Below are 22,247 nucleotides of genomic sequence, written 5' to 3' on the forward strand. Positions count from 1 at the left end.
GCACCCGCACGCCCGTGACCCGCATCCGGGTGCGCGCGGCCGCACGCCTTCCCACCGTCCGCCCTCACCTCCGAGGAGCCCCATGAGCCAGCCCGTCGACGCCGTCACCGCAGGACACACCCCCGAGGACGAGCCCGCCGCGGCCGGGACCCCGGCCTGGTCCTTCGAGACCAGGCAGCTGCACGCAGGCACCGTCCCCGACCCGGCCACCGGCGCCCGCGCCGTCCCGATCTACCAGACCACCTCGTTCGTCTTCCGCGACACCCGGCACGCGGCCGACCTCTTCTCGCTCGCCGAGCCGGGCAACATCTACACCCGCATCCACAACCCGACCCAGGACGCCCTCGAACAGCGCATCGCCTCCCTGGAGGGCGGCGTCGCCGCCGTCGCCCTCGCCTCCGGGCAGGCCGCCGAGACCCTCGCGATCCTGAACCTGGCCTCGGCGGGCGACCACATCGTCTCCAGCGCCTCCCTCTACGGCGGCACCTACAACCTGTTCCGCCACACCCTCCCGCGCTTCGGCATCGAGGTGTCCTTCGTCGAGGACCCCGACGACCTCGACGCCTGGCGGGCCGCCATCCGCCCCGGCACCAAGGCCCTGTTCGCGGAGACCCTCGGCAATCCGCGGGGCAACGTCCTCGACGTACGGGGCGTGGCCGACGTCGCGCACGCGGCGGGCCTGCCGCTGGTCGTCGACAACACCGTGCCCACGCCGTACCTGCTGCGCCCCATCGAGCACGGCGCCGACGTCGTCGTCCACTCGGCCACCAAGTTCCTCGGCGGCCACGGCACCACCATCGGCGGCGTCGTCGTCGACGCGGGCACCTTCGACTTCGGCGCGCACCCCGAGCGCTTCCCCGGATTCACCGAACCCGACCCCAGCTACCACGGCCTGCGGTACTGGCCCGCCCTCGGCGCGGGCGCGTACGCCGTCAAACTGCGCGTGCAGCTGCTGCGCGACCTCGGCCCCGCCATCGCACCGCACTCGGCGTTCCTGCTCCTGCAAGGCGTCGAGACGCTGAGCCTGCGCCTGGAGCGGCACGCGTCGAACGCCCTGGAACTGGCCCGGTGGCTCGAAGGACGGGACGAGGTCGCGGCGGTGCACTACCCCGGGCTGCCGTCCAACCGCTGGTACGAGGCGGGCCGGCGGTACCTGCCGCGCGGCGCCGGTGCCGTGCTCTCCTTCGAGCTGGCGGGGGGCCTCGAAGCGGGCCGCCGGTTCGTGGACGGACTGGAACTGTTCAGCCACCTCGCGAACATCGGCGACGTCCGGAGCCTGGTGATCCACCCCGCCTCCACCACCCACAGCCAGCTCGACGCGGCACAGCTCGCCGCCACCGGCACCAGCCCGGGACTGGTGCGCCTGTCCGTCGGCATCGAGAACGTCGCGGACCTGAAGGCCGACCTGGAGGCCGGTTTCCGCGCGGCGAAGGAAGCGTCCTGAACCCCGCCACAGCGGCCCCGGCCACCGCGCTCCCCCCTCCCGCCACCGGTGCGTGGCGGGAGGGGGACCCGGCCGGGCGCCGGCAGTGGCACCGGCACGCGGGCCCGCTGGCCCTGGAGGCGGGCGGGGCGCTCCCGGAGGTGCGGCTGGCGTTCGAGACCTGGGGACGCCTCGCGCCCGACCGTGCGAACGCGGTCCTCGTCCTGCACGCGCTGACGGGCGACAGCCACCTCGCGGGCCCGGCCGGGCCGGGCCACCCCACGGCGGGCTGGTGGGACGCGCTGGTCGGCCCGGGCCGGCCGCTCGACACGGACCGGTGGTTCGTCGTGGCCCCGAACGTCCTGGGCGGCTGCCAGGGGAGCACGGGCCCCGCCTCCGCAGGCCCGGGCGGGGCCCCCTGGGGCGGAGCCTTCCCCCGGCTGACCCAGCGCGACCAGGTGCGGGCGGAGGCCGGGCTCGCCGACGCGCTCGGCATCGGGCGCTGGGCGCTGGTGGTCGGCGGCTCCATGGGCGGGATGCGGGCGCTGGAGTGGGCGGTCGCGGCACCCGGACGCGTGGCCGCGCTGTTGCTGCTCGCCTGCCCGGCCGCCGCGAGCGCGGACCAGATCGCCTGGGCCGCGGCGCAGGTCCACGCGATCCGCGCCGACCCCCTTTGGCGGGGCGGCGACTACCACGACGCCCCTCCCGGACAGGGGCCGCACACCGGGCTGGGCATTGCTCGGCGCATCGCGCACGTCACCTACCGGTCGGCGGCCGAACTGGAGGCCCGCTTCGGCCACGAGGCCCAGGAGGGCGAGCAGCCCTGGCGCGGCGGCCGCTACCGCGTCGAGTCCTACCTGGACCACCAGGCCGCCAAGCTGGTACGGCGGTTCGACGCGGGCAGCTACGTCGCGCTGGCCGAGGCGATGAACACCCATGACGTCGGCCGCGGGCGCGGCGGGGTGCGCGCGGCCCTCCGCCGGATCCAGGCCCGCACCCTGGTGGCCGGGGTCGACTCGGACCGGCTCTATCCCCTCACGCAGCAGGAGGAACTGGCGGACGGCATCCCGTCCGCACGCGAGACCAGGGTGATCCGCTCCGCGTACGGGCACGACGGGTTCCTCCTGGAGACCGAGCAGGTCGGTGCCCTGGTACGGGAGCTCCTGGACGGCACGCAGCAGCGGCCCGCCGACCGCTCGGGCTGACGGGCCGCTCCGACGCTCCGGACCGTCGGACGGCCTGAGACGACCCTGGACGACCCTGGACGGGCAACCACGCCCGATCCGGGTTCAGAATCCCGGCCCCCCACTTCTTGCACGTCTACTTCTTGCACGTCACGTTGGCCGTCGCCTGCGCCGTCTTGCCCTGCGAGGGGCCGCTGTCGACCACGAACGTCTGGGTGAGGGTGGCCGTCGCGGCTCCCGGCGCCACGGTCCCCTGGCTGATGGCGGTCCGGGGCGCACCGTCGTCACGGAACTCCAGGGTGCCCGGGAGGTTCCCGGAGGGCCGCTCCCAGTGGTAGCGGACGGTGCCGGCTCCCGACGCCACGACGGTGGCGGTGAACACGATGCCCACGGAGCAGTCGGTCTCGCCGCTCGCGGGCTCCGCCCTCACCTTGAGGACCTCGACGGAGACGTTGCGGGAGGCGTTGCCCGTGCGCCTGTCCTCCTGGCCCTCCTTCTTGCCCTCCTTGCCGCCCTTGGCCCGGCCCTCCGCGAAGCCCTTCTCGTAGCCCTTGCCGTAGCCGTCCTGGAAGGCCTTGAGGCCGAGGTCTTCGCACTGGTCGGCCGTGATGCCGGGCTTCTTCTTGAAGGCGTCGTCGTAGGACTGCCGGTAGGCGTCCTCGAACCCGTCCGCCCGGCCGTCCTTGAGGCCCTCGCCGTGGCCGAGTGCGAACGCGTCCTTCTGGAGCTCGATCGGGTCGCAGGCCGAGGTCGCGGCGGGCGTGTCGACGACCGTACAGGTGGTCGTGCGGGCGCCGACCTGACGCCCTTCCATGGCGAAGAAGGTCACGCCCGCTCCGGGGGCGCCCTGGTCGACGCGCAGGTGCACGTAGTAGGTGCCGTCGGGGCCCACCGGGCCTCCGCCGATGCCGTTGCCGTTGCGGAAGAAGTTGATGTACTTGCCCGGTTCGAAGCCCGAGCCCTTGATCAGGTAGCCCGACGACCCTTCCGGCCGGATGCTGCACTCGGCGGCGGGAGCCGCCGCCGCGCTCGGCCAGGCGGCCAGGGACCCCAATGCCAGCGCCGTCACCACGGGCAGGACGGCGGCGGAGCTGCGACGTCTGCGGGCCATGCTGGGCCTCCTGCGGTTCGCCCCCACCTTCCATGCTGGCCCCGCCCCCGGTGGGTGTCGACCGCGTGGGGCCCCGGACGGCAGGGCCCTCAGTGGGCGACGCTGTCCCGGCGCCAGGCGGCGGAGCGGGCACCCGGTCGCCGGCCCGTCCGGCCGGGACCGGCCGCCTGCCGGGGCGCCGCCGCGCGGTCGCGGGCCGCGCGCAGCTGGCGCTCCACGCGGCGTTCGTGCAGGGCACCGTGCAGGGCGGGGGCGAGGAGGAGGGCGGCGACGGCGAGGACGGTCAGGTAGTCGAGGAACGTGTTCATGACTCAAAGATCGCCGGGGCCGCCGGAACCGGACAGTGGCAGGACTGTCACAGAAGAGCGAATTACTGCCACACGGGAGCCGTGCTGAAGACCGGATCGCCGACCAACGTGGCGGTGGCCCTCTCCGACGGAGTGGCGCCGTTCGAGTCCGGGATCTTCTACGAGGTCTTCGGGATCGACCAGCACAGGCAGGGGCTGCCGACGTACGACTTCGCGGTCTGCGCGGCCGGGGCGGCTGCGCGGAGTTGAGCCGGGGCCCTGTCAACCGTTCACGATGTCGTCGCAGGCCGACACCGGCGTCACGGCGGTCTTCTGGGCGTCCCGCCAGTGCGCGGCCTCGCCCTCCACGCCGCGCTTCGCCGGCGTCACGTACCCGGCCCAGGGGCCCTGGCCGTCGCTGTCCATCGTCTCGATGCCCACGACGTACTGCCTGCCGGGTTCGAGGACGGCGTACAGCGGGTCGTCGTTGACGTACTTCCCGGCCGTCGTGCCGTCCTTCGTGACGCCCTGGGTGAGGGACAGCCGCTCGGGCACGGAGCCCTTCAGCGTCTTGAGGGACTTCACCTCGCTGGTGAGGAACGAGCTGCCGCCCTCGATGTCCCAGCCCCGCGTGTTCTTCACGACCTCGACGACCGCCATGTCGGGGAACTCGCTGGCGACGACGGGATCCTTCGTCAGGTCGGCGCCGCAGGCGGCATGGGTGGAGGAGGACGCGCCTGCGACCGCGTACCAGCCGCCGCCGACGATCAGCAGCCCGCCGACGCCGGCCAGCCCTGCGGCAGTCCACATCCGTGCACCCATGATCAGCCCCACAGCTTTTTGTAGTTGGCCCTGTCAACGGCCTGCGGTACGTCGAAGTTCTCCTGCACGTCCGGCCACATCAGCGAGTCGGTGGTCGCGTGCGCCTTGTGGCACAGGCCGAGCGCGTGCCCCAGCTCGTGCGCGGCGACGCTGCGGCGCTTCTTCGGCGAGTAGCTCTTCATCTTGGCCTTGCTGAACTTGACGTAGTCCGTGAAGCCGGGCGCGGCGCGGAACTGCCACTCGCCCGCGGCTCCGCCGCCCAGGCTGTCGACGTCCCCGAACTCGAGGTCGTTGACGGTCGTCGCCGAGTCCTTGAGGACTTTGATCTTCGCTCCGGCGTACTGCCAGGCGGCGATGGCGTGCTTGATCTCGGGGTCGTACTGCGAGACCTCGGTGTACCGCAGCTCGCTGCCGTCCACGGAGCTGTGGGACCTGGCTTCGGACTCGCCCCTGACGCACGGTGCCGGATCCACGGCGTGTGCCGGGCCGGGCGCGAGGAGCAGCAGGGCGGCGGCCGTCGACAGCGCGGTGAGGGGACGCTTCACCCTGTCCACGTTAGGGCCCCGGCCGGAGTGCCCGATCGTTTCCTCGGACCGGTGAACACAGAAGGAGCAGGCGGCCGTGCCCTATACCTCGTGGCATCGGTGGGCGCCCTCGTTCACGACGGCCGCCCGCCGAACTCCCAGTTGTGCACCTCGATGTCGGCGTACAGGTAGTGGGTCAGGATGGCGCGCGCGGTGTGCGGGTCCGGGGCCCGGAGCAACGCGGCCGTGCCCAGCCAGAGCGTCCCGTCGTCGGACAGCAGTGGTCCGTAGGCAATCAGCTCCGTCGGCTCGGGCGGCAGCGCGAGGTCGGCGGCCTCTCCTGTGCCGAGGCCGAGCACCAGGTATCGGTTGCCGCCGGTCCGGCCGCCGGGAAAGTCCCACATGGTGCGTCCCAGGGCGTTGCGCCACCGTCGCACGAGTACGTCCCGGTAGGCGCCGGCCTGGTAGTTCGGCTCGTCGAAGGCGAACGCGCGGGCGGCAGCGGGACCGGGCAGGTCGAGGATGTGCACGCTGCCGGTGAGGGTCTCGCCGTCGTCGGCGAAGGTCGGCCCCCGGGCGATCATCTCCTTCGCGAATCCATCCATGTAGGACAAGTGCGCGGCGTTCAGTTCGTAGCGCAGTGACAGGGAGCCGGTGCGGTCGCGGTGGTAGCAGAGGAACTCCATGGGCGCAGTGTTCCCCGGAACAGGCGCCGACGGCGAGGGTGTTTCACTGCGATGACCGCTCGGCGGACTCGCGCGGGTCGTCCCTCGGCGAGGGCCCGCCGGGCGACGTCGAACGTGGCTGGTTTGCAGCAGGTGCGGGTGTCCCAGCCGCCGCCGGTGTGGACCCGTACCGCGGATCGGAACTCGGAGGGCGACAGGCCCAAGCCCCCCGCGTGGCAGCTCGCCTCGGGCATGCCCGGCGGTGCGCGCTTCGGCCTCCCGGCGTGGCGTTACTCGGTGGAGGCGGTCGGGTGGGCGCCGCAGGATGGGGCGTATGAATCTGCCGATCGTCACGCACCGGGTGGAGTTTCTGCGCCATCCTCACCCTGGCTTCCCGCACCTGATGGCCTGGGGTGTCCGGATCGACGGTACCGACCTGCGCGTCCTGGTCGTGGGAGCGACGCGCGAGCTCTGGAGCCGGGAGCTCGACGAGGACGATCACACCCCGCAGGAGCACGAGGAGTTCCTGCTGCGCCAGCACGCCCCGCTACACCTCGACGATGATGTAGACGGAGACCGGGCCCGGTCCCACTTCCTGGGCGATTCCCCACCGGATCTCCGCGACCGCGACACGGGCGCCCTGTGCCTTCTGGGCTGTTCCTGCGGGATCGATGCCTGCTGGCCCCTGCTCGCCGTGCTCCGCGCCACGGCGACCGAGGTCACCTGGTCCGGCTTCCACCAGCCCCGCCGGCCGGAGTGGGGAGAACTGCACCTGGGGCCCTATGTCTTTCCGCGCCCCCACTATGACGAGGCCCTGGCCGCACCGGTCCTTCTCGCCCACGACCCCCTCGCCCGGCTGCTGGGCGAGCCCTGAGGCGTGCCCGGCAACTCGACTGCCGACACCTACTTGTGTGCCTGCCTGGAGCAGATCGCCCAGATCTCCTTCAGCAGCTTGGGGTAGTGCTCGCCGTGCGTGTGCACCGCATGCCACACCGCGTCCAGAGCCGCTTTCAGCGGATCGGGCTCAGCAGCAGCGAGCACGGCGGGGAGAGCGAAGTACGGCTGTGAGATCGGTCCGCGGACGTCCGGTGTGCCGGGATACACCAGCAAGGAAGCGGACTCCATCGGCGCGCGGCTGCCCGGTAGCCGGTCAAGTTCGTAGCGCGTCGCCCCGTCGTCTTGCGGCTCTGCGACCGGGACCCACGTCCACCCTGCCGGCGGCGGGGGGATGTACGGCGGTCGCTCGGGGGGCATCGCCCCGAGCACCGTCGGACCCGGTACGAGGGGGGAGGATCGCAGGATCTCCCACATCTGGTCGTCGTCGTTGAAGGGCGCTCGTAGCGGACGGCCCTGCGCCAACGCGGTGAGCGCCGGGGCGACCCATCCCACATCGGTCAGGCCCGCCGCGTCGCACGCCCGCCGAGCGGCGCACAACGCCACTGAACGCTGGACCTCGGGACCCGCGACATCGAGGGCGTGCACCAGGTCGCTGTCGAAGGTGAGCAGACCCAGGACATTGCTCCCGCGGACACCGCGCAGCCTTTCGCTCGGCAGCCTTCCGCCCCACTGCCACCTTTCATAGTGCTGTTGCCGATCCTCGGCGACCTCTACCTCATCTGCGACCAGCTTGTGCACGAAGCCCCCTGTTGAAGACGGTCTCGGAAATTCCTAGCGGATGCGCTGTCCCGCCCGGCATCATGCCGCAAACCACTGACACGCCCGGCACCTCGACGTGTACCGCTTCGCCCCGGCCTGGCCGGGCACGGCTGCCAGGATGGCCTTCCTCGACCGGCAGGGTGTCGACGTGGAGACCAGCGCGGACCGGGCTATCGACCGGGGCGGGGTTGACCGCCACCCGGTCCGTCTCAAGCGGCTGTGCCTGGACGTGACGGCGGACGAAGTCCCGCCCTCCGCCCGGCGGGACGGCCATCGGCGGCTGACGGCGGCGCTCGGTTCTCCGGCCGTCGGTCTTGTAGTACTCCCTCGATCAAGCCCCGACGGTGTCGTCCATACCGCCGGGCCGGGTGTGGAAGGGGCCGGACCGGCGCCCTCACCACCAACGACGGAGCGACCGACCCCGGCAAGCGAAAACCGGCTCCCGGCCGTGCGATCTTCAAGGCTCATCCGGCCGGGAGGCCGCACACGACCAGCAGCTGCGGCCCCGGGAAGGAACGGGCGCGTCCGCGCCAGGACCTGTTCGCGCAGGAAGAAAAGCTCCCAGCTGTTCGTCCTCGCGGATCATCGCGTGGTCGGACCCGGAGGCGACCAGGCGGCGGTCCCCGGTGGCCAGTGCGGCCAGCCGGTCGTGCTGCTCCGGCGTCAGGGCGGCGGCGCCGAGCGCCCGCAGGGCGTTGCACGCACCGTTGAGGCCGGCGCGGGTCTCGGCCGAGTGCGGGGCGGGCTCGGCCTCCTGGTGGGGGACGCCAACGGCGGCATCCGGCGGCTGGGGCCTGACGGCCGGACGGTAGAGGGGTGTTCCCTGTCGGGCCGGTGCCTGGACGGGCTGGCCGACGTCGGCGACGGCGGGCTGTTCTTCGCGGCGAAGGGCACCTTCGGCTTCTTCACCCTCACCCCGAAAGCCCGGCGGCCGACCACATCAGCAGCCGGCTCTGGAGCCCTCTGCGTCTGCGAGCCCACTCGGCAAGATCCGAAAGAGCGGCCTGGACGAGGCACGGGCCGTTCGGTCCTTGCCCGGCGGGCGAGCACGCGTCGCTTGGGCGCCGACCTCCCGCAGAACGCGAGCCGGGTCGCGCAGCGTCAGGCGCAGGGCGATCGTGGGCTGCAAGTCGGGAGTCCTCCCGATCAGCGGGGTCGGGCTTCGCTGGTTGGACGGTGTCCTGCGGCCACGGGCGATTTCGCGCGCCGTGTGCGTGAGCCGGAGCACGAGGGGGCGCATTGCCTGAAGGTATGAGCTCTGTACGCGCCCGCGTCCCTACGGCCAAAATGCGCCTGGCGACGGCTTCTTTCGGCCGGAACGCCCTGTACCTCGCCGTCTAGTCACCGGAAAGCAGGTTGACTGCCGTGCTGTTGCGTCTACCCACGTCCATGTCCGAAGCACAGGAGTGCATGGCCGGGGGAGCGGTGCCGATAGGCGGCGCCACCCTGCTGTGGGCCACCTGGCAGCGGGACGGATTCCCCACCCGGGCCATGTCCCTGCGCGACCTCCCGGAGGCCAACGGGATCGGGCCCGAAACCCTGGGATCGGCCGTGCTGCTGAGCCGGGTGGACGACCGGGTGCCCGAGGTACTGCGAAAGGCCGCTGCCGGCGTGGGAACCGGAGCCGTACGCCGCACGGCCACGGTCGGCGGCAACCTCGTCGGCAGCACCCTGCGCTGCCTGCTGCCTGCGGCACTCGTCCTGGATGCCCACGCCGTCATCCTCGAACCGGAGGGCGTCCACCTCACCGACCTCGCGGAAGTCCTGGCCAAACGCCATCTGCTGCTGAGCCTGCTCTGGCGCGCCCCGATCGCCAGCCGCTACCACAAGGCGGCGGGCGAGGCGGGCGGGCCACCGCCCCTCGTCGTGGCAGGTGCCCTGCACCGCGAGGAAGACGGAGGCAAGCTGCTGCGCGTGGCCGTCCGTGAGGACGGTGAGTTCCTCGATGAGGACGTCCGCTGCCACCCGACGGCTGAAGAGGATCTCCACGCCCTGCGGAGCGGCGGCTTGGGCCGACTTTCCGACGAGGCCTGGGAAACAGTCTGCCGACAGGTCACGGACCTGCTGGCGCCTCCCGCCGGCCACTGCGCGGCCGACGCCGGCGACCCCGGAGCGGAGAGTCCTGGCCGGTGCTGGCTGGGCTGACGTCCGCACCCCGCGCCACGGGCCGAAGGCCCGTACGCCGAGCGCCGCACCCTGCAGGAAGACCTCTTCGCCGAGCACGCCCTGACGGCCCGATTCCTGACGCTGCGTGGGCGGTGATCGCGCCGTTGCCGCCGCCTGTGGGTCGGGCTCGTGGCCGGTGGCGGGATCACCGTCAGGTCCTTGAGGGCATCGTGTTCGAGTTCCGCACCGGCCTGCCCTGGAGAGACATGCCCGAACGGTTCGGCCCGTGGCAGACCGTCCACGGACGCTTCGCCCGGCTCCTGGCAACGGCCCAGAGCCGCGCGGAGGCCGACTGGCCCGTCGCGATCGACTCCACGACCGTGCGGGCCCACCAGGACGCCGCTGCCAAAGGGGGCTCGAAGAAGGTGGCCTCGGACGCTCCCGCGCCGGACCGACCAGCAAGGTCCACCTGACGTGCGAAGGCCGGGGCCGCCCGCTGGCCTTCCTCATCACCGGCGGAAACCGCAACGACTGCACGCAGGCCGAAGCGGTCATCGCCGGAATCCGGGTCCCCGGGCCGGGTCCGGGCAGACCCCGGACCCGGCCGGACCGCGTCGTCGCGGACAAGGGCTACTCGGCCCGTAAGCCGCCTACCGGCGCCGCAACGTCGTCGAACGCTGTTTCCACCGCCTCAAGCAAGGGCGTGGCATCGCCACCCGCTACGAGAAGCACCCCGACCCCTACCTCGCCGCCACCACCCTCGCCGGTACCCTCATCCGGCTCGACCAATGATCGACAAGACGCTGCCTAGTAGTGCTTTGTTAGGTGGTGTCGTAGGTCTGCCAGGGGACGGTTTGTCGGCAGGTGGGGCAGGTTCCGGTCCAGGTGGCGATGAGGTGTTGGAGGAGGTCCAGGGCCTGGTAGAGGGTCAGGCCCTGGCAGGGGCTTTTGGGCTGCTCCGCTGTTCGGTCAGGAACAGGTGGGCGGCGCTGACGAGGGTGACGTGGCGGTGCCAGCCGGTGAACGAGCGGCCTTCGAAGTGGTCCAGGCCCAGGGCTGTTTTCAGCTCGCGGTAGTCGTGCTCGATGCGCCAGCGGGACTTCGCGAGGCGGACCAGATCCTTGGCGGGAATGTCCGCGGGCAGGTTCGAGATCCAGTACTTCACCGGTTCCGCCTCGCCTTCGGGCCACTGCGCGATCAGCCAGAGGAGCGGGATCGTGCCGTCCTCGGCTGGTTTGGGCCGGCGGCCCGCAAGGCGGACCCGCAGGAGCACGAAGTGCGAGCTCATCGCGGCTTTGGAGCCCTTGCGCCAGGTCACGGCCCGGCCCCGCCGGCGTCCCGCGGCCAGCACGTGTTCGCGTAAGGACACGGGCCGGGTGCGGTAACGGGGCAGCGGGCGGGGGCCGAGCCCTGAACAGGCGGGCTGATGCGGCACCGCTTCCTCGCCATGAGCGGTCATCTCGGCCTTGACCTGCAGGACGTAGGCGAGCCCACGGTCTTCCAGACCGCGGCGGAAGTCGGCGTTCGCGCCGTAGCCGGTGTCCGCGACCAGGGCGGCGGGCCGCAGGCCGATCCCGGCGAGTTCGTCGAGCATGTCCAGGGCGAGCTGCCACTTCGGGCGGTGGCATTCGCTGTCGGGGATCCGGCAGGCCGCCCGGCGCGGGGCCGCCTGGGGCCCGTCCCACGACCGTGGCAGGAACAGCCGCCAGGACAGCGGGCACGAGGCTGTGTCGGATGCGGCGTGGACACTGACGCCGATCTGGCAGTTGCCGACCTTGCCCAGGGTGCCCGAGTACTGCCGGGCCACCCCGGGCGAGGCGGTGCCGTCCTTGGGGAAGCCGGTGTCGTCCACCACCCACACCTGCGGGCGGACCACTGCCACTGCCCGCCAGGCCAGCCGGGCCCGCACGTCGGCAACCGGCCAGGTCGAGGACGTCACGAACTGCTGCAACTGCTGATGGTCCACCCCAAGCCGCTCGGCCATCGGCTGCATCGACTTGCGCCGGCCGTCCAGCAGCAGGCCCCGCAGATACAACTGGCCCTTCGCCCGCTGGTCCCGGCGCACCATCGGCGCAAACACCTCCGAAGCGAACTCCTCCAACCGGCCCCGCACCGCCGCAAGCTCCCCAACCCTCATACAGCCAGCGAACTACCAGACACCCGACGTGACAAGACCAGCTAACAAAGCACTACTAGTCGTGTGGTCCGGACAGGTTGGTGCCGCGGCCGGCGCTGAGGAATTCGTTGATCACAGCCGCGATCATTGCCGCGCCCCGGCTGTTCTGGTGGATGAAGTCCGTCGTGAGCTCCAGACCGCGCCGCCGCGAGATGCTGTCGAAGGACCGTCCGAGCAGGAAGTGCTGCATCGCGGCCCGGCTGGACAGCGTCCGGCCGTCCCGGAAGGCGATGCCGGGGGTGTGGTCGACCGTTCGCAGGTGCCGGATCTGGCGTTCGTAGAGCGGGAGGTAGGTGACGCCGTACGCCGCTGCCGTTTCCTTGACGACCTGGCTGTACTCCCCGGCCCGTCGGACCGGTTCGGAGTCCGGTTCCTGGCCGAGCACGGGCAGCGACAGCAACGCGATCCGGGCGTCGGTCTCCTCCGACAGCCGAGCCGCGATGGCGGCGAGGTTCTCCCGGTACCACTCGATCGTCGGTCTGACCGGCAGCTTCTTCATCCTGGTCATCATGCGGATGTTCTTCTCGCTGAGACTCGCGTTGGCGTCGTTGGTGCCGATCAGAACCGTGACCACGTCCGGTTGCTGCTCGATGACGGAGTCGAGGCGCAGGAGGACGTTGTGGGCGAGGTCGCCGTTCACGCCCGCGTTCGTGAAGCGGTGAGGATGGCCGGCGGCGTGCTCCTCGAGCATCCTGACGTAGTCCACGCCCACTTGGGCACGGGTGTGGCTGTCGCCGACGCACACGACGTGGGTGGTGCGGGTGTTCACGGTGTTCATGCGGTTCCCCCAACGGGCGTGGAGAGCCACCGGGCGGCGGTCGCGGTGACGATCGCCGCGCCCCGGTTGCTCAGGTGGATGTGGTCGACGAGTAGTTCGAGGCCGTTGCCGCGGGCCACTTCGTCCCAGCTGCGCCGGAGCAGGTAGTGCTCGGCCGCCGCGCTGTAGGCCAGCGCGAAGCTGAAGTCGTACGAAGCTCCTTTCCCGCCGCGCTGCCTGAGGTGATCGGCCATCTGTTCGTGGACGGGCAGGTAGTCGATGTGGTTGCGCGCGGCCGTCTCCCTGATCACGGCGTTGTAGGCGCCGAGCCTGGCGTTGATGCCGGCGTCCAGGTCCTCGCCGAGCGGCGGCAGGGACATGAGCGCGATCCGGGCCGAGGTTCTGCTCCTGATGCGGTCGACGATCGCGCCGAGGTTGTCTTCGTACTGGTCCACCGGTACGCCGTCGCGGACGTCGTTGGTGCCGATCAGGAGGGTGACCGCATGCGGGTCGCACGCCACGACGTCGGCATCGACCCGCTGTAGCAGATCGGCGCTGGTGTTGCCGTTGACGCCTGCGTTGACGAACTCGTACCCGCGGAACTCGGGCCGGTTGCGCAGCGCGCCCACCCAGTCCGCTCCCTGCGTGCCCCGGGTCATGCTGGCGCCCGCTGCGACGACGACGGGGCCCGCGCCCGGCGCGCGCCCGTTGCCGCAGGCTTCGGCCGGAGGGTTGGCGGGCGAGCGGAGGAAAGTGAGGTATCCGACCGTGCCCGCCAAGGCGAGCAGGCAGACGAGGACCACGGCCAGGCAGACGATGACACGTTTCTTCATACTGACCTTCCCCAAGGGGGTTAGTGAACACTAGCCCCTATGGTGGCTAGTGTTCACTAACCTGTCAATCGGAAGAGGGGGAGGCGGTATGAGCACCCGCGAACGGATCCTTGACGCGGCCGCGGAGATCCTGCGCACGCGCGGCGTGGCACAGGCCACGACCAAGGAGATCGCTCAGGCGTCGAAGGTCTCGGAGCCCACGCTCTACAAGTACTTCGGAGACAAGGAACGACTGCTGCTCGCCGTTCTCGAGGAGCGGGTGCCCGGACTGGCCCGGGTCTCGGTCCGCCCCGGGGAAGGTGATGTCGAGGGAAACCTCGCCGAACTGGCCCATGCCGTACTGGACTTCTACCAGGAGTCGCTCCCGATGCTGGGGGCGCTGCTGGCGGATCCGCAGCGGATGGCCGCGCACCGAACGGCGATGAGTCGGCATGGCGGCGGTCCCGACAAGGCGGTCGCGGGCTTCGCCGCCTACCTGCGGGCCGAGCAGGGGCTCGGGCGCGTGGCGTCGGACGCCGATCCGCACGCCTCCGCGTCCCTGCTGATCGGAGCGTGCTTCCAGGAGGCGTTCCTGCGCTACTACGCCGAAGGGCCGGGCGCTGCCGCTGCCCCGCGTGCATGTGCGGAGGCCCTCGCCCGGGCGGTCGTCAGGCCCCTGCTGTGATCGGCCCGGCGAACCCGGTTGTCCGCCTGCCCCGATTCACGCCCCTACGTCGAGGACGGCCGGGAGGCCAACCGGGCCTTCCGGGGACGCTGGTTCGCCGCTTTCCCCGATACCCGTGTGACTCTTGAGGACGTAGTGGTCGACGGTGACCGTGTGGTCGGGAGGTTCACCTACCGTGCCAGCCACCTCGGGTCGCTGCTCGGTGAGGAGCCCACCGGGCGGGCGGTGGAGATGAGGTCGCCGGACATCTGGCGGGTCCGGTACGGCGTGGCCGTGGAGCACTGGGACGAGCTCAACACCGTCGAGTTCTTCACCCAGCTGGGCCTCCTGGCACCGATGGCCACGCCCGGTGCATCCGCCGTCGAGCGTGGTGGGGAAGGGGGCGGTGCGGTATGATGCCCCCTGCGCAGGAGCGTGAGCCCTCGGCGTCGCAGCGGCGCCGGGAGCGGGAACGCGCCGAAGCCCGGAGCGAGATCCTGCAGGCCGCGCGTGAGCCGGGAACACGCACGCCGTCGGCCACGGCCTGTTCGGCGGCATCCGGCAGGTTCTTGGCGGCGGCGCGGGCAAGAGTGGCGCCAGGCATCATGACGGGACCTTGGTGCTGCGGTGGATCGTCCGGGACGATGGCATCGGTGCGGAGTGTGGAAGATTGCCGACAGCTACCCACCTGAAGCGCTAGGGCGAGGCCTCGACCGAAGGCTGGGCGCGCACGGCCTGCACGCAGGCGGCCCGTGCGCGGCTGAGAGGGTCTCGGCGCTTCAAGGCAGGGGAGTAGCTCTTGGCGCGCGTGGCGGCCGGCCTGGATTCGGCTCAGCAGATGATCAAGTTTGGGAAGCTGGTAGCCCGCTCGCGGTGATCCTGCCGTTGGTAAGCACCGCGCTGGTGACGGCACCAGTGCTGTCGGTGAACAGCACATCGCGGAAGTGGATCGTGGTGCCGGAGGCCGGCATCTCGGGGAGGCTGACGGCGCCGGGGGAGATGCTCGCGCGGTCGAAGGTGATGTCGCCGGCGGAGAGCCTCGCATGTTCGAAGTCGACAGGGGTGCCGAAATACGTGCCGGCGAAGTTGACCCTGGCGCCGCTGAACGCCACGTCATGGAACGAGAGGGTGCCGCCGGTGAGCGCAGCCCGGGCGAAGTCGATATGGCCGCTGGAGAACTGCGCGCTCTCGAAGGAAACGGAGCCACCGGTGATGAGCACTTCCTGGAAGGAGACCGCGCAGCCCAAGAAGAACGCATCTTCGAAGTTGACTTCGGCACCGGGGAACTTCGCGTTGTCGAAGGTGACCTTGCCGCTGGCGAAGACCGCTTCGGCAAAGGTGACCTCTCCGCTGGCGAAGACCGCTCCCTTGAAGGAGACCGTTCCATGGGAGAACACCGCGCCGGCGAAGTCACCGCCGTCAAACACGACGCCTGTGAAGTCGAAGTCGTGACCCTGCCAAGAAAGCTCGTGCCCTGAGTCCAGGCCGAGACGGTCGCGGATGACCCGGATGACAGTGTGGCGAACTTCCCGCAGGGCCAGGTAGGCGTGTTGCGCCTGGGCGTCCTCTGCCGGCAGGTCTGTTGCGGCGGTGTAGGGCAGACGGAGGTACGCGCACAGGACATCGATGCAGGTTTGACGCAGTTTGGGACTGGGGGCGTCGTCGGCGAGTCCAGCCAAGGCGTGGACCCCTCCGAGGCGGACCGCGATTGATTCGTTGCCGAGCTGGGCGACGGCGGTGGTGAAGCGTTCGCTGTGGAGCCGGGTCGCGTCTCGTAGGGCGCCGTCCTCGTCGACGCGTTGGCGCCTGTAGGCGACGATCAGGGCGACGAGGGCACCAGCTCCGGCAACGACGCCGAAGGAGAGCTTGACCAGGTCAAAGAGGGTCTTGGAGTCGATGCGACTTTCAGGCTTGATCCCGTGGGCGCCGAGGAGGTCCCATCCGGCGTAGAACACGCCGCCGGCGATGCTGACCGCGGCTATGAAGACCAGGGGTAGGACGAGCCAGACGTGCCAAAGTCGCAGACCGCGAGACGCGGATGCCGTTCGGGGGAAAGGAATTCTCACGTTCACCACGACGGCGGGCTGCTGCCCGCCGGTTCCGCGGGGGACGACGCCCTGCTTGCTGCGGTGGAGATCACCTGCCTCGCCACCCTCCATATCGAGGAGGGTGCACGGGCCGAAGAGGAAACGCCCACGCAGGGCCCGGCGGCCGCAGGCCTGATTCCTCGCCAGAGTCCGCCCGCGTTGCTTCAGTTCGGCCCGCAGCCCGGCGCGAGCGCCCGCGATGGGCGGTGCAGCCCCCGTTTCCGCCGTTCGTTCCGGGCGGTCCGGATCCGGGTTTGCACAGCGCGACGCTGTGAGCCCCGGAGCCGGTCCAGTTCCTCCTGGTCTGCCTTCCGGGCGCGATGCTCCATCTCGCCGCATGAGGGTGTGGACAGCCTTCGGCGACTCCGAGGAGGGCCTGGCGTTCGTTCCCGTCGACGGCCAGGTCTCGGCGGAGCTTGGTGCCGACCACGTCTCGCGGCCGCCGGCAGAGGAGTTTGAGCCGCATTACGGCGCAGAGTGACCCAATGGCAATTCGTGCCGCTACTGGCGCGTACTCTTTCGGAGGTCCGTCGTGAGGCCGCCGACCGGCGAGCCCAACGGCTGCGGGTAGAGCGGGCACAGAGCCCCGGCATGGAACGCCCCTGCCCCGACTACGGCGCAGCCCTCGCAGCCCCGGCCCGGATGACCCCGGCCCGGCAGAAAGCCGCACCTCCTCCTTCTTCGTCCAGCCCTGCCGCCCGGCAGGGCTCCCACCCATGCCCGAGGAGCACGACGTGAACCAGCCCCCCTACCAGCAGCAGACCGGCGGATACGGCCACCCCGGCCAGCAGCCCCCGCCCTGGGGCGGCCAGCCGCCCAAGCCCGCGGGCTGGACCACTCAGAAGAAGATCGCCGTCATCGGCGGCAGCGTGTTCGGCTTGGCCCTGCTCGGCGGGATCGTCGGCCCCGACGAGGAGCACGGCCCCGCCGCCGCCACCCCGGCCCCGACCGTCACCGTGACAACGACGGCCACGGTGACCGTGACTGCCGCCCCGCCCCCGCCAGTTCAGGCGCCGGCCACGGACGCGGCCCCGGCCGCGACGAGCGCGAGCCCGGCCGCCGCCGCAACCACCGCCGCACCGGCCACGGGCACCCTCCCGAACTTCGTCGGCCACCAGCTCCAGGCCTCCCAGGACGGCGCGCAGGCCGCCGGGTTCTACATCCTCTCCAGCGACGACGCGACCGGCGCGGGCCGCATGCAGATCCTGGACCGCAACTGGAAGGTGTGCGGCCAGACACCGAAGCCCGGCACACACGACCTGACTACGCGCGTCACGTTCTCCACCGTCAAGAACGAAGAGACCTGCCCCTGACCGCCCCCGGCACATGAGGCGCCCGCCGGGACCTATCCGGCCGACACCCACGCCCAGCACACTGCGCACCCCCCAAGACCCAGAAAGAGCAGGTCCCACGTGAGCAGCCCCCAGCCTCCCCCGATCCCCCCGACCGGCCCCGCCTACGGATACCCACACCCCGCGCCCCCGCAGCCCTTCGCCCCCGTGCCGCCTCCGGGACGTCAGCCCCTCAGCCGTGGCCAGCGCGTCGGCCTGAGCGGATGCGGGATCATCGTCGGCGGGTTCGTCGCCCTCATGGCCGTCGTTCTCGCGTTCGGCCCGGACACCGTGACCGAGGTCAAGGAGAAGAAGGTCCCCGGCCCGACCGTCACGGTCCCCGGCCCCACCATCACCGTCACCGCCTCCCCGACGCTCCCGCCGCCCGGGATACCGCAACTGACCGGCGGAACGTGGAAGGACGCCGCAGCGCGCACGGTCAAGCTCGAAGCCCGCAGCGCCTACGCGGACGTCACCCTCCCCGCCGACTACTCGGCCTGGAAGGTCTGCCGGCAGGACGGCGCCCCGGTCGACGGCGCCCCGTCCACCGTCGTCCTGCACCTGGCCGAGTCCGTGTGCCCGTCGAAGATCGGCGACCTCCTCAAGCCGCCGCCGTCCCCGGCCCCGGCACCCACGCCGCCCCCCGCACCGGCACCTGAACCGGAGCGGAACACGGACAGCAGCAGCGGCAGCTCGTCGTCCTCGGGCGGCTCTTCATCCAGCGGCGGCGCAAGCAGCAGTAGCGGCGGTGGGAGCAGCAGCGGGGGCAGCTCCTCCAACGTCGTTCACGCCGGCTCGTACTGCGCACCCGCGGGTGCGACCGGCGTGACCTCCGCCGGCACCCCCATGGTCTGCGGGCCCGGTTCCGACGGCCGCAACCGCTGGCGCCGAGGCTGACCGGTCAAGAACGAAGAGACCTGCCCCTGATGACCGCGCCCAGCACACGAGGCGCCCGCCGGGACCTATCCGGCGGGCGCCCGCTGCCGAAGACAACGGCGGAGCAGGCACGAGCGACACACCGCCACCGCACGCGAGGCCCGCACCGGGGCCCCCATCGACGCCGACGCCCGCATCCTGCGCGACATCGCGACCATCCGTGTCGCCTCCGCATCCCGCACCGAACTCGGCCGCTGACCCTCCACCCACCACGAAGGACACACGCCATGACCAATCCCACTGCCGTCGGCCTCGTTCGCACGGCTGCTCTCGCGGTGACCGGCGCCGCGTTCCTCACCGCTTGCACTACCGACACCGGCCAACAGGCCGGCCCCGCGGCCACCACCGCCTCCGCCCTGCCCACAGCGGCTGTCACCGTCATCCGGCCCGACGTCACCGCCCTGCCCACCGGCCCCGTGATCACTCAGGCCCCCGTTACCGGGACGCCCACCCGCCGCCCCGACACCTCGAAGGGGTTCGTGGACTGCCTTGACCGCACCAACGTGCTCCCGAAGAGCGACATCAGCATCACAAAGGTCGAGTGCTGGCATGGCGCCGGATTCATCAAGATGACCGGGACAGTCCCCGCCGACCTCACCGAATCCGGCGCGTTCGGGATCGCCTCCTACATGGTCGGCATCCGCTACGTGCAGGCAGGACGCGTATGCCAAGGAACCGGCATGGTCTCCAACCTCATGGGAACCACCGGCCAGCGCCCCGACACCGAGGTCTCCGGCGAAGCCTTCAAGGGCATGACCGCCGGATGCCCGGCCACCGCCGACCCTGACGAGGGCACGCACGTCACCGTCCTGTACGTCCGGCCGGCCACCGGCGCCGACCTCGTCCCCTGACTCCCCCGAGCACACCCCTTTCGACGGGCATGCCCAGGGTGATGGCGCGGAGTTCCGGAGCGGCCTTGGCCTTCGGGTCCGCTCCCCCTTGCGGGCGGGGGGTGTCGGGGTGGTCTGCTGGCTCTCGCCTGCGCACGGGGTGGGCGGTGGCGTTGCCGGGTGACGGGCCCGTACTCATTTCTCGTCAGCCGCCAGGATTCTCAGCGCCTCCAGTGCGACGGTGGCGGCCAGTCCCATCCCGTCCGCGACGACCTTGCGGTGCGGGTTGTAGCCGCCGGTTGCTTCCTCGTCGACGAGGTCGTCGGCGTTCGCGCCGTCCAGCACCAGCAGGCCGCCCGCGGTCAGTCCGCGCAGCGAGGCCGTCACCAGCAGTGCGGACAGTTCCATCTCGATCGCGGCGATGCCGGCCTCGCCGTACGGGGTGAGGGGGATGAGGCCGGGTTGGAAGGCGGCGCGCGTCCAGACGATGCCCCGGTGGTGGGGTGCGCCCACGGCGCGGGCCGCCCCCTGGAGCGCCAGGACGGCCTCGGGCGTGGCGACCGCGGGATACTCCGGTGGCAGCAGCTGTCCGGTCACTCCGTCGTCGCGCACCGCCGCCTCCGCGATCACGAGCTCGCCGTCGGCCAGGCCCGGCCTGATGGCACCTGCCGTGCCCAGTCTGATGAGGGTGCGTACACCCGCTTCGGCCAGCTCCTCGAAGAGCAGGATCGCCCCGGGTGCGCCGACCCCGTGGGATGCGACCGCGACCGGGATCGCCCGCCACGTTCCGGTGAAGAGGCGGTATTCGCGGTGGTGGGAAACCTCCTTGGCGCCTTCGAGCCGTCCCGCGACGGCTTCGGCGCGCGCCGGGTCGCCGACGACGAGCGCACGGGCCGGCAGGCCGGTGCGCGGGATGCGGGTGAGGGGCAGCGGTTCCTGTGTCATACGACGGCTCCAGTGGTGCGGGTGGCACGGCGGCGGCGCGCCGTGGTGAGGAAGAGGGCCGCGAGGGTGACGGCGTACGGCGCGGCGTCCGTGGCCTGCTGCGGGAGGCCGAGGCCCTGCAGCCGGAAGCCGACCGCTTCGGCGGCGGCGAACAGCAGGGCCGCGAGCAGCACGCCGAGGGGCAGGGCGCGGCCGAGCATCACCGCCACCACCGCGATCCAGCCGCGGCCGGCGGTCATGTTCTCGGAGAACAAGGTGACGTTGCCGAGGGCCAGTTGGGCGCCGCCCAGGCCGCACAGCGTCCCGGAGGCCAGCACGGCACCGTAGCGGTACTTGGCGGGGCTCACCCCCAGGGCCGCCGCGGCGTCCGGTGCTTCGCCGACCCCGCGCAGGCGCAGCCCCCACACGTGGCGGGACAGAGTGAAGGCGGTGAGGGCGGCGGCGGCCCAGGCGAGGTAGGTGAGGGGTGACTGCCCGCCGATCAGGGGGAGTCCGGTCAGCAGGGGGTCGTCGAAGGTGCCGCGTACCCCGAAGACCGTACGCAGCAGGAAGCCGGTGAGGCCCACGGCGAGGAGGTTCATGGCCACGCCCAGCACCACGGCGTCGCCGCGAAGTGTGACGGCGCCGAAGGCCAGGATCAGGGAGTACGCTCCGGCGGCGAGCGCAGCCGCGAGTACTCCGAGCCACGGGCTGCCGGTGAACCAGCTCGTGGTGACGGCGGTGAAGCAGCCGATCAGCATCATGCCTTCGAGGCCGATGTTGAAGACACCGGCCCGTTCGCAGATCGCTCCGCCGAGGGCGGCGAGCAGGATCGGGGTGAGTGTGCGGAGCACCGAGAGGAGGAGGTCGGCTTCGAGGGACATCAGGTGGCCTTCCCGTCTTCGTGCGCGCGCCGGCGCGGCCGGGGCCACGTCATGCGCAGCTTGGAGGCGAGGAGGACGATGACGAGGGCCTGCAGTACCTGTGTGAGTTCGCGGGGCACCTCGGTGACCCGCTCCATGCTCAGGCCACCGACCTGGAGGCCGGTGAAGAAGACTGCGGCGAGCAGGGTGCCGAGCGGTGCGGCCGCGGCGAGCAGCGCCGCCGTGAGTCCGGTCCAGGTGTAGCCGGGTGCGGTGAGCGAGCCGTCGAGGAAGCGGTGGGGAAAGCTCAGCACGCCGATCGCTCCCACCAGGCCGGCGATGGCGCCGGAGGTGCCCATCAGGCGCAGGGTCAGCCGTTCCCGGTCCACGCCCGCGTAGGTGGCGAACCGTGGGTTCAGGCCGGTCATCCGGACCTCGTAGCCGGTGCTGGTCCGCGCATCGACGAAGGCGTAGGCGATGGCCACTGCTGCCACGAGGAGCAGGCCGACGGTCACCGTGGTCGAGCCGAACGTGTACAGGGCCACGCCTTCGGGAAGCCGCCGGGTCTGCGGCAGGCTGGAGCCCGGCTCCTTGAGCGGATAGCGCGCCAGGTAGGAGGCGAGGGAGACCGCGGGATAGGACAGGAGCAGGCTGCTGACCAGCAGCGGTACCCCGAGGCGGGTCTCGCAGACTGCGGCGAGTACGGCGTAGGCGGCTCCGGCCGTCATACCCGCGAGGAGTGCTGCGGCGACGGCGAGGGGGGCGGGCAGTGGTGCGTGGAGGCCGGTGACCGTGGCGGCGAGGCCGCCGAGTACGAGTTGGCCGTCGCCGCCCAGGTTGATGAGGCGGGCGCGCAGGGGCACGGCCAGCGCGAGAGCCATGCCGAGGACGCTGGTGCCGGTGGTCATGGTCGCGGCGAGCCCGTCGGGGCCGAGGGAGCCGCTCAGGACGGCCCCGTACGCGGTGAGCGGGTTCGCGCCGGCGGCGGCCAGCAGGAGCGCCCCGATGAGGAGGGCGGCGATGACGGGGAAGAGGGCGGGTGAGCGTAGTAGGGAGATGCGTGTCAGGGGTGAGGTCGATGTGGTCATG

At 71.5% G+C, this 22,247-nt stretch carries 23 protein-coding genes and 1 pseudogene; 11 read left to right on the plus strand and 13 right to left on the minus strand.

The features are described from left to right. Positions 1 to 82 precede the first annotated feature (82 nt). Both ACIPW5_RS06505 and ACIPW5_RS06510 read left to right on the plus strand, forming a co-directional pair. Positions 83 to 1,444 (plus strand): bifunctional o-acetylhomoserine/o-acetylserine sulfhydrylase, encoded by a 1,362-nt coding sequence (locus tag ACIPW5_RS06505; RefSeq protein WP_401241172.1) that lies wholly within the window; start codon positions 83 to 85, stop codon positions 1,442 to 1,444. Beyond that, a complete protein-coding gene (locus ACIPW5_RS06510) occupies positions 1,441 to 2,628 on the plus strand; it encodes a homoserine O-acetyltransferase (protein ID WP_401241438.1) in 1,188 nt (395 codons plus the stop codon). Before ACIPW5_RS06505 ends, ACIPW5_RS06510 begins: the two co-directional genes overlap by 4 nt. A 115-nt stretch (positions 2,629 to 2,743) precedes the next feature. On the opposite strand, the gene ACIPW5_RS06515 is transcribed toward ACIPW5_RS06510, so the two are convergent. Together ACIPW5_RS06515 and ACIPW5_RS06520 are read right to left on the minus strand one after the other, a co-directional pair. Next, entirely contained in the window at positions 2,744 to 3,718 is a 975-nt protein-coding gene (locus ACIPW5_RS06515) for a hypothetical protein (RefSeq protein WP_401241175.1), read from the minus strand. 89 nt (positions 3,719 to 3,807) lie between these two features. Further along, on the minus strand, positions 3,808 to 4,026 hold the full coding sequence (locus ACIPW5_RS06520; protein ID WP_401241178.1) for a hypothetical protein: 219 nt from the start codon (positions 4,024 to 4,026) through the stop codon (positions 3,808 to 3,810). An 81-nt stretch (positions 4,027 to 4,107) separates the two neighbouring features. Between ACIPW5_RS06520 and ACIPW5_RS06525 the strand changes: the two genes are divergently transcribed. Next, the gene (locus ACIPW5_RS06525; protein WP_401241181.1) at positions 4,108 to 4,275 is read left to right on the plus strand and encodes a hypothetical protein; all 168 of its coding nucleotides are present in this window, start codon (positions 4,108 to 4,110) and stop codon (positions 4,273 to 4,275) included. A gap of 12 nt (positions 4,276 to 4,287) precedes the next feature. On the opposite strand, the gene ACIPW5_RS06530 is transcribed toward ACIPW5_RS06525, so the two are convergent. From ACIPW5_RS06530 to ACIPW5_RS06540, 3 genes are all read right to left on the minus strand, one after another. Further along, positions 4,288 to 4,815: a hypothetical protein gene (locus ACIPW5_RS06530; protein WP_401241184.1), complete on the minus strand. Its 528-nt coding sequence runs from the start codon at positions 4,813 to 4,815 to the stop codon at positions 4,288 to 4,290. A gap of 14 nt (positions 4,816 to 4,829) precedes the next feature. After that, the gene (locus ACIPW5_RS06535; RefSeq protein WP_401241188.1) at positions 4,830 to 5,372 is read right to left on the minus strand and encodes a matrixin family metalloprotease; all 543 of its coding nucleotides are present in this window, start codon (positions 5,370 to 5,372) and stop codon (positions 4,830 to 4,832) included. Positions 5,373 to 5,485: 113 nt separating this feature from the next. After that, positions 5,486 to 6,037 carry a YciI family protein gene (locus tag ACIPW5_RS06540; RefSeq protein ID WP_401241190.1) on the minus strand — a complete coding sequence of 184 codons (552 nt, stop codon included), beginning with the start codon at positions 6,035 to 6,037 and terminating at the stop codon, positions 5,486 to 5,488. Between the two features lie 313 nt (positions 6,038 to 6,350). On the opposite strand from ACIPW5_RS06540, the gene ACIPW5_RS06545 reads away from it, so the two are divergent. Next, positions 6,351 to 6,890, plus strand: a complete 540-nt coding sequence (locus tag ACIPW5_RS06545; protein ID WP_401241192.1) for a hypothetical protein — start codon at positions 6,351 to 6,353, stop codon at positions 6,888 to 6,890. Between the two features lie 29 nt (positions 6,891 to 6,919). On the opposite strand, the gene ACIPW5_RS06550 is transcribed toward ACIPW5_RS06545, so the two are convergent. Next, positions 6,920 to 7,651: a hypothetical protein gene (locus ACIPW5_RS06550; RefSeq protein WP_401241194.1), complete on the minus strand. Its 732-nt coding sequence runs from the start codon at positions 7,649 to 7,651 to the stop codon at positions 6,920 to 6,922. Positions 7,652 to 9,037: 1,386 nt separating this feature from the next. Here ACIPW5_RS06550 and ACIPW5_RS06555 point away from each other — a divergent pair. Both ACIPW5_RS06555 and ACIPW5_RS06560 read left to right on the plus strand, forming a co-directional pair. Beyond that, the gene (locus ACIPW5_RS06555; RefSeq protein ID WP_401241196.1) at positions 9,038 to 9,817 is read left to right on the plus strand and encodes an FAD binding domain-containing protein; all 780 of its coding nucleotides are present in this window, start codon (positions 9,038 to 9,040) and stop codon (positions 9,815 to 9,817) included. Between the two features lie 92 nt (positions 9,818 to 9,909). Continuing rightward, a pseudogene (locus ACIPW5_RS06560) lies at positions 9,910 to 10,570 on the plus strand (IS5 family transposase). Positions 10,571 to 10,706: 136 nt separating this feature from the next. Here ACIPW5_RS06560 and ACIPW5_RS06565 read toward each other — a convergent pair. From ACIPW5_RS06565 to ACIPW5_RS06575, 3 genes are read right to left on the minus strand one after another with little or no spacing between them, the layout of a single operon-like run. Then, positions 10,707 to 11,915, minus strand: a complete 1,209-nt coding sequence (locus ACIPW5_RS06565; RefSeq protein WP_401241199.1) for an IS701 family transposase — start codon at positions 11,913 to 11,915, stop codon at positions 10,707 to 10,709. A 55-nt stretch (positions 11,916 to 11,970) separates the two neighbouring features. Continuing rightward, positions 11,971 to 12,732 (minus strand): SGNH/GDSL hydrolase family protein, encoded by a 762-nt coding sequence (locus ACIPW5_RS06570; RefSeq protein ID WP_401241201.1) that lies wholly within the window; start codon positions 12,730 to 12,732, stop codon positions 11,971 to 11,973. Next, entirely contained in the window at positions 12,729 to 13,544 is an 816-nt protein-coding gene (locus ACIPW5_RS06575) for an SGNH/GDSL hydrolase family protein (RefSeq protein WP_401241203.1), read from the minus strand. Before ACIPW5_RS06575 ends, ACIPW5_RS06570 begins: the two co-directional genes overlap by 4 nt. Before the next feature lie 88 nt (positions 13,545 to 13,632). Here ACIPW5_RS06575 and ACIPW5_RS06580 point away from each other — a divergent pair, with 88 nt between their 5' ends. Both ACIPW5_RS06580 and ACIPW5_RS06585 read left to right on the plus strand, forming a co-directional pair. Then, a complete protein-coding gene (locus ACIPW5_RS06580; protein ID WP_401241206.1) occupies positions 13,633 to 14,208 on the plus strand; it encodes a TetR/AcrR family transcriptional regulator in 576 nt (191 codons plus the stop codon). 18 nt (positions 14,209 to 14,226) lie between these two features. Continuing rightward, entirely contained in the window at positions 14,227 to 14,604 is a 378-nt protein-coding gene (locus ACIPW5_RS06585; RefSeq protein WP_401241208.1) for an ester cyclase, read from the plus strand. Positions 14,605 to 15,029: 425 nt separating this feature from the next. Here the strand turns inward: ACIPW5_RS06585 and ACIPW5_RS06590 are convergent, their stop codons facing one another. Next, the gene (locus ACIPW5_RS06590) at positions 15,030 to 16,346 is read right to left on the minus strand and encodes a pentapeptide repeat-containing protein (RefSeq protein ID WP_401241211.1); all 1,317 of its coding nucleotides are present in this window, start codon (positions 16,344 to 16,346) and stop codon (positions 15,030 to 15,032) included. Positions 16,347 to 17,008: 662 nt separating this feature from the next. Here ACIPW5_RS06590 and ACIPW5_RS06595 point away from each other — a divergent pair. The 3 genes from ACIPW5_RS06595 (at position 17,009) to ACIPW5_RS06605 (ending at position 19,392) form a co-directional block, all read left to right on the plus strand. Further along, on the plus strand, positions 17,009 to 17,587 hold the full coding sequence (locus ACIPW5_RS06595) for a hypothetical protein (protein ID WP_401241213.1): 579 nt from the start codon (positions 17,009 to 17,011) through the stop codon (positions 17,585 to 17,587). Between the two features lie 276 nt (positions 17,588 to 17,863). Beyond that, entirely contained in the window at positions 17,864 to 18,502 is a 639-nt protein-coding gene (locus tag ACIPW5_RS06600; protein WP_401241215.1) for a hypothetical protein, read from the plus strand. 266 nt (positions 18,503 to 18,768) lie between these two features. Then, positions 18,769 to 19,392 carry a hypothetical protein gene (locus ACIPW5_RS06605; RefSeq protein WP_401241218.1) on the plus strand — a complete coding sequence of 208 codons (624 nt, stop codon included), beginning with the start codon at positions 18,769 to 18,771 and terminating at the stop codon, positions 19,390 to 19,392. 174 nt (positions 19,393 to 19,566) lie between these two features. On the opposite strand, the gene ACIPW5_RS06610 is transcribed toward ACIPW5_RS06605, so the two are convergent. The 3 genes from ACIPW5_RS06610 to ACIPW5_RS06620 are packed head-to-tail and all read right to left on the minus strand — an operon-like array spanning position 19,567 to position 22,246. After that, positions 19,567 to 20,316, minus strand: a complete 750-nt coding sequence (locus tag ACIPW5_RS06610) for a nucleoside phosphorylase (protein WP_401241219.1) — start codon at positions 20,314 to 20,316, stop codon at positions 19,567 to 19,569. Continuing rightward, positions 20,313 to 21,179, minus strand: a complete 867-nt coding sequence (locus ACIPW5_RS06615; protein ID WP_401241222.1) for an ABC transporter permease — start codon at positions 21,177 to 21,179, stop codon at positions 20,313 to 20,315. Before ACIPW5_RS06615 ends, ACIPW5_RS06610 begins: the two co-directional genes overlap by 4 nt. Further along, the gene (locus ACIPW5_RS06620) at positions 21,179 to 22,246 is read right to left on the minus strand and encodes an ABC transporter permease (RefSeq protein ID WP_401241225.1); all 1,068 of its coding nucleotides are present in this window, start codon (positions 22,244 to 22,246) and stop codon (positions 21,179 to 21,181) included. Before ACIPW5_RS06620 ends, ACIPW5_RS06615 begins: the two co-directional genes overlap by 1 nt. Position 22,247: the final 1 nt, after the last annotated feature.

Origin of the sequence: Streptomyces sp. NPDC090077 (assembly GCF_044747545.1) — a bacterium.
Taxonomy (GTDB): Bacteria; Actinomycetota; Actinomycetes; order Streptomycetales; family Streptomycetaceae; genus Streptomyces.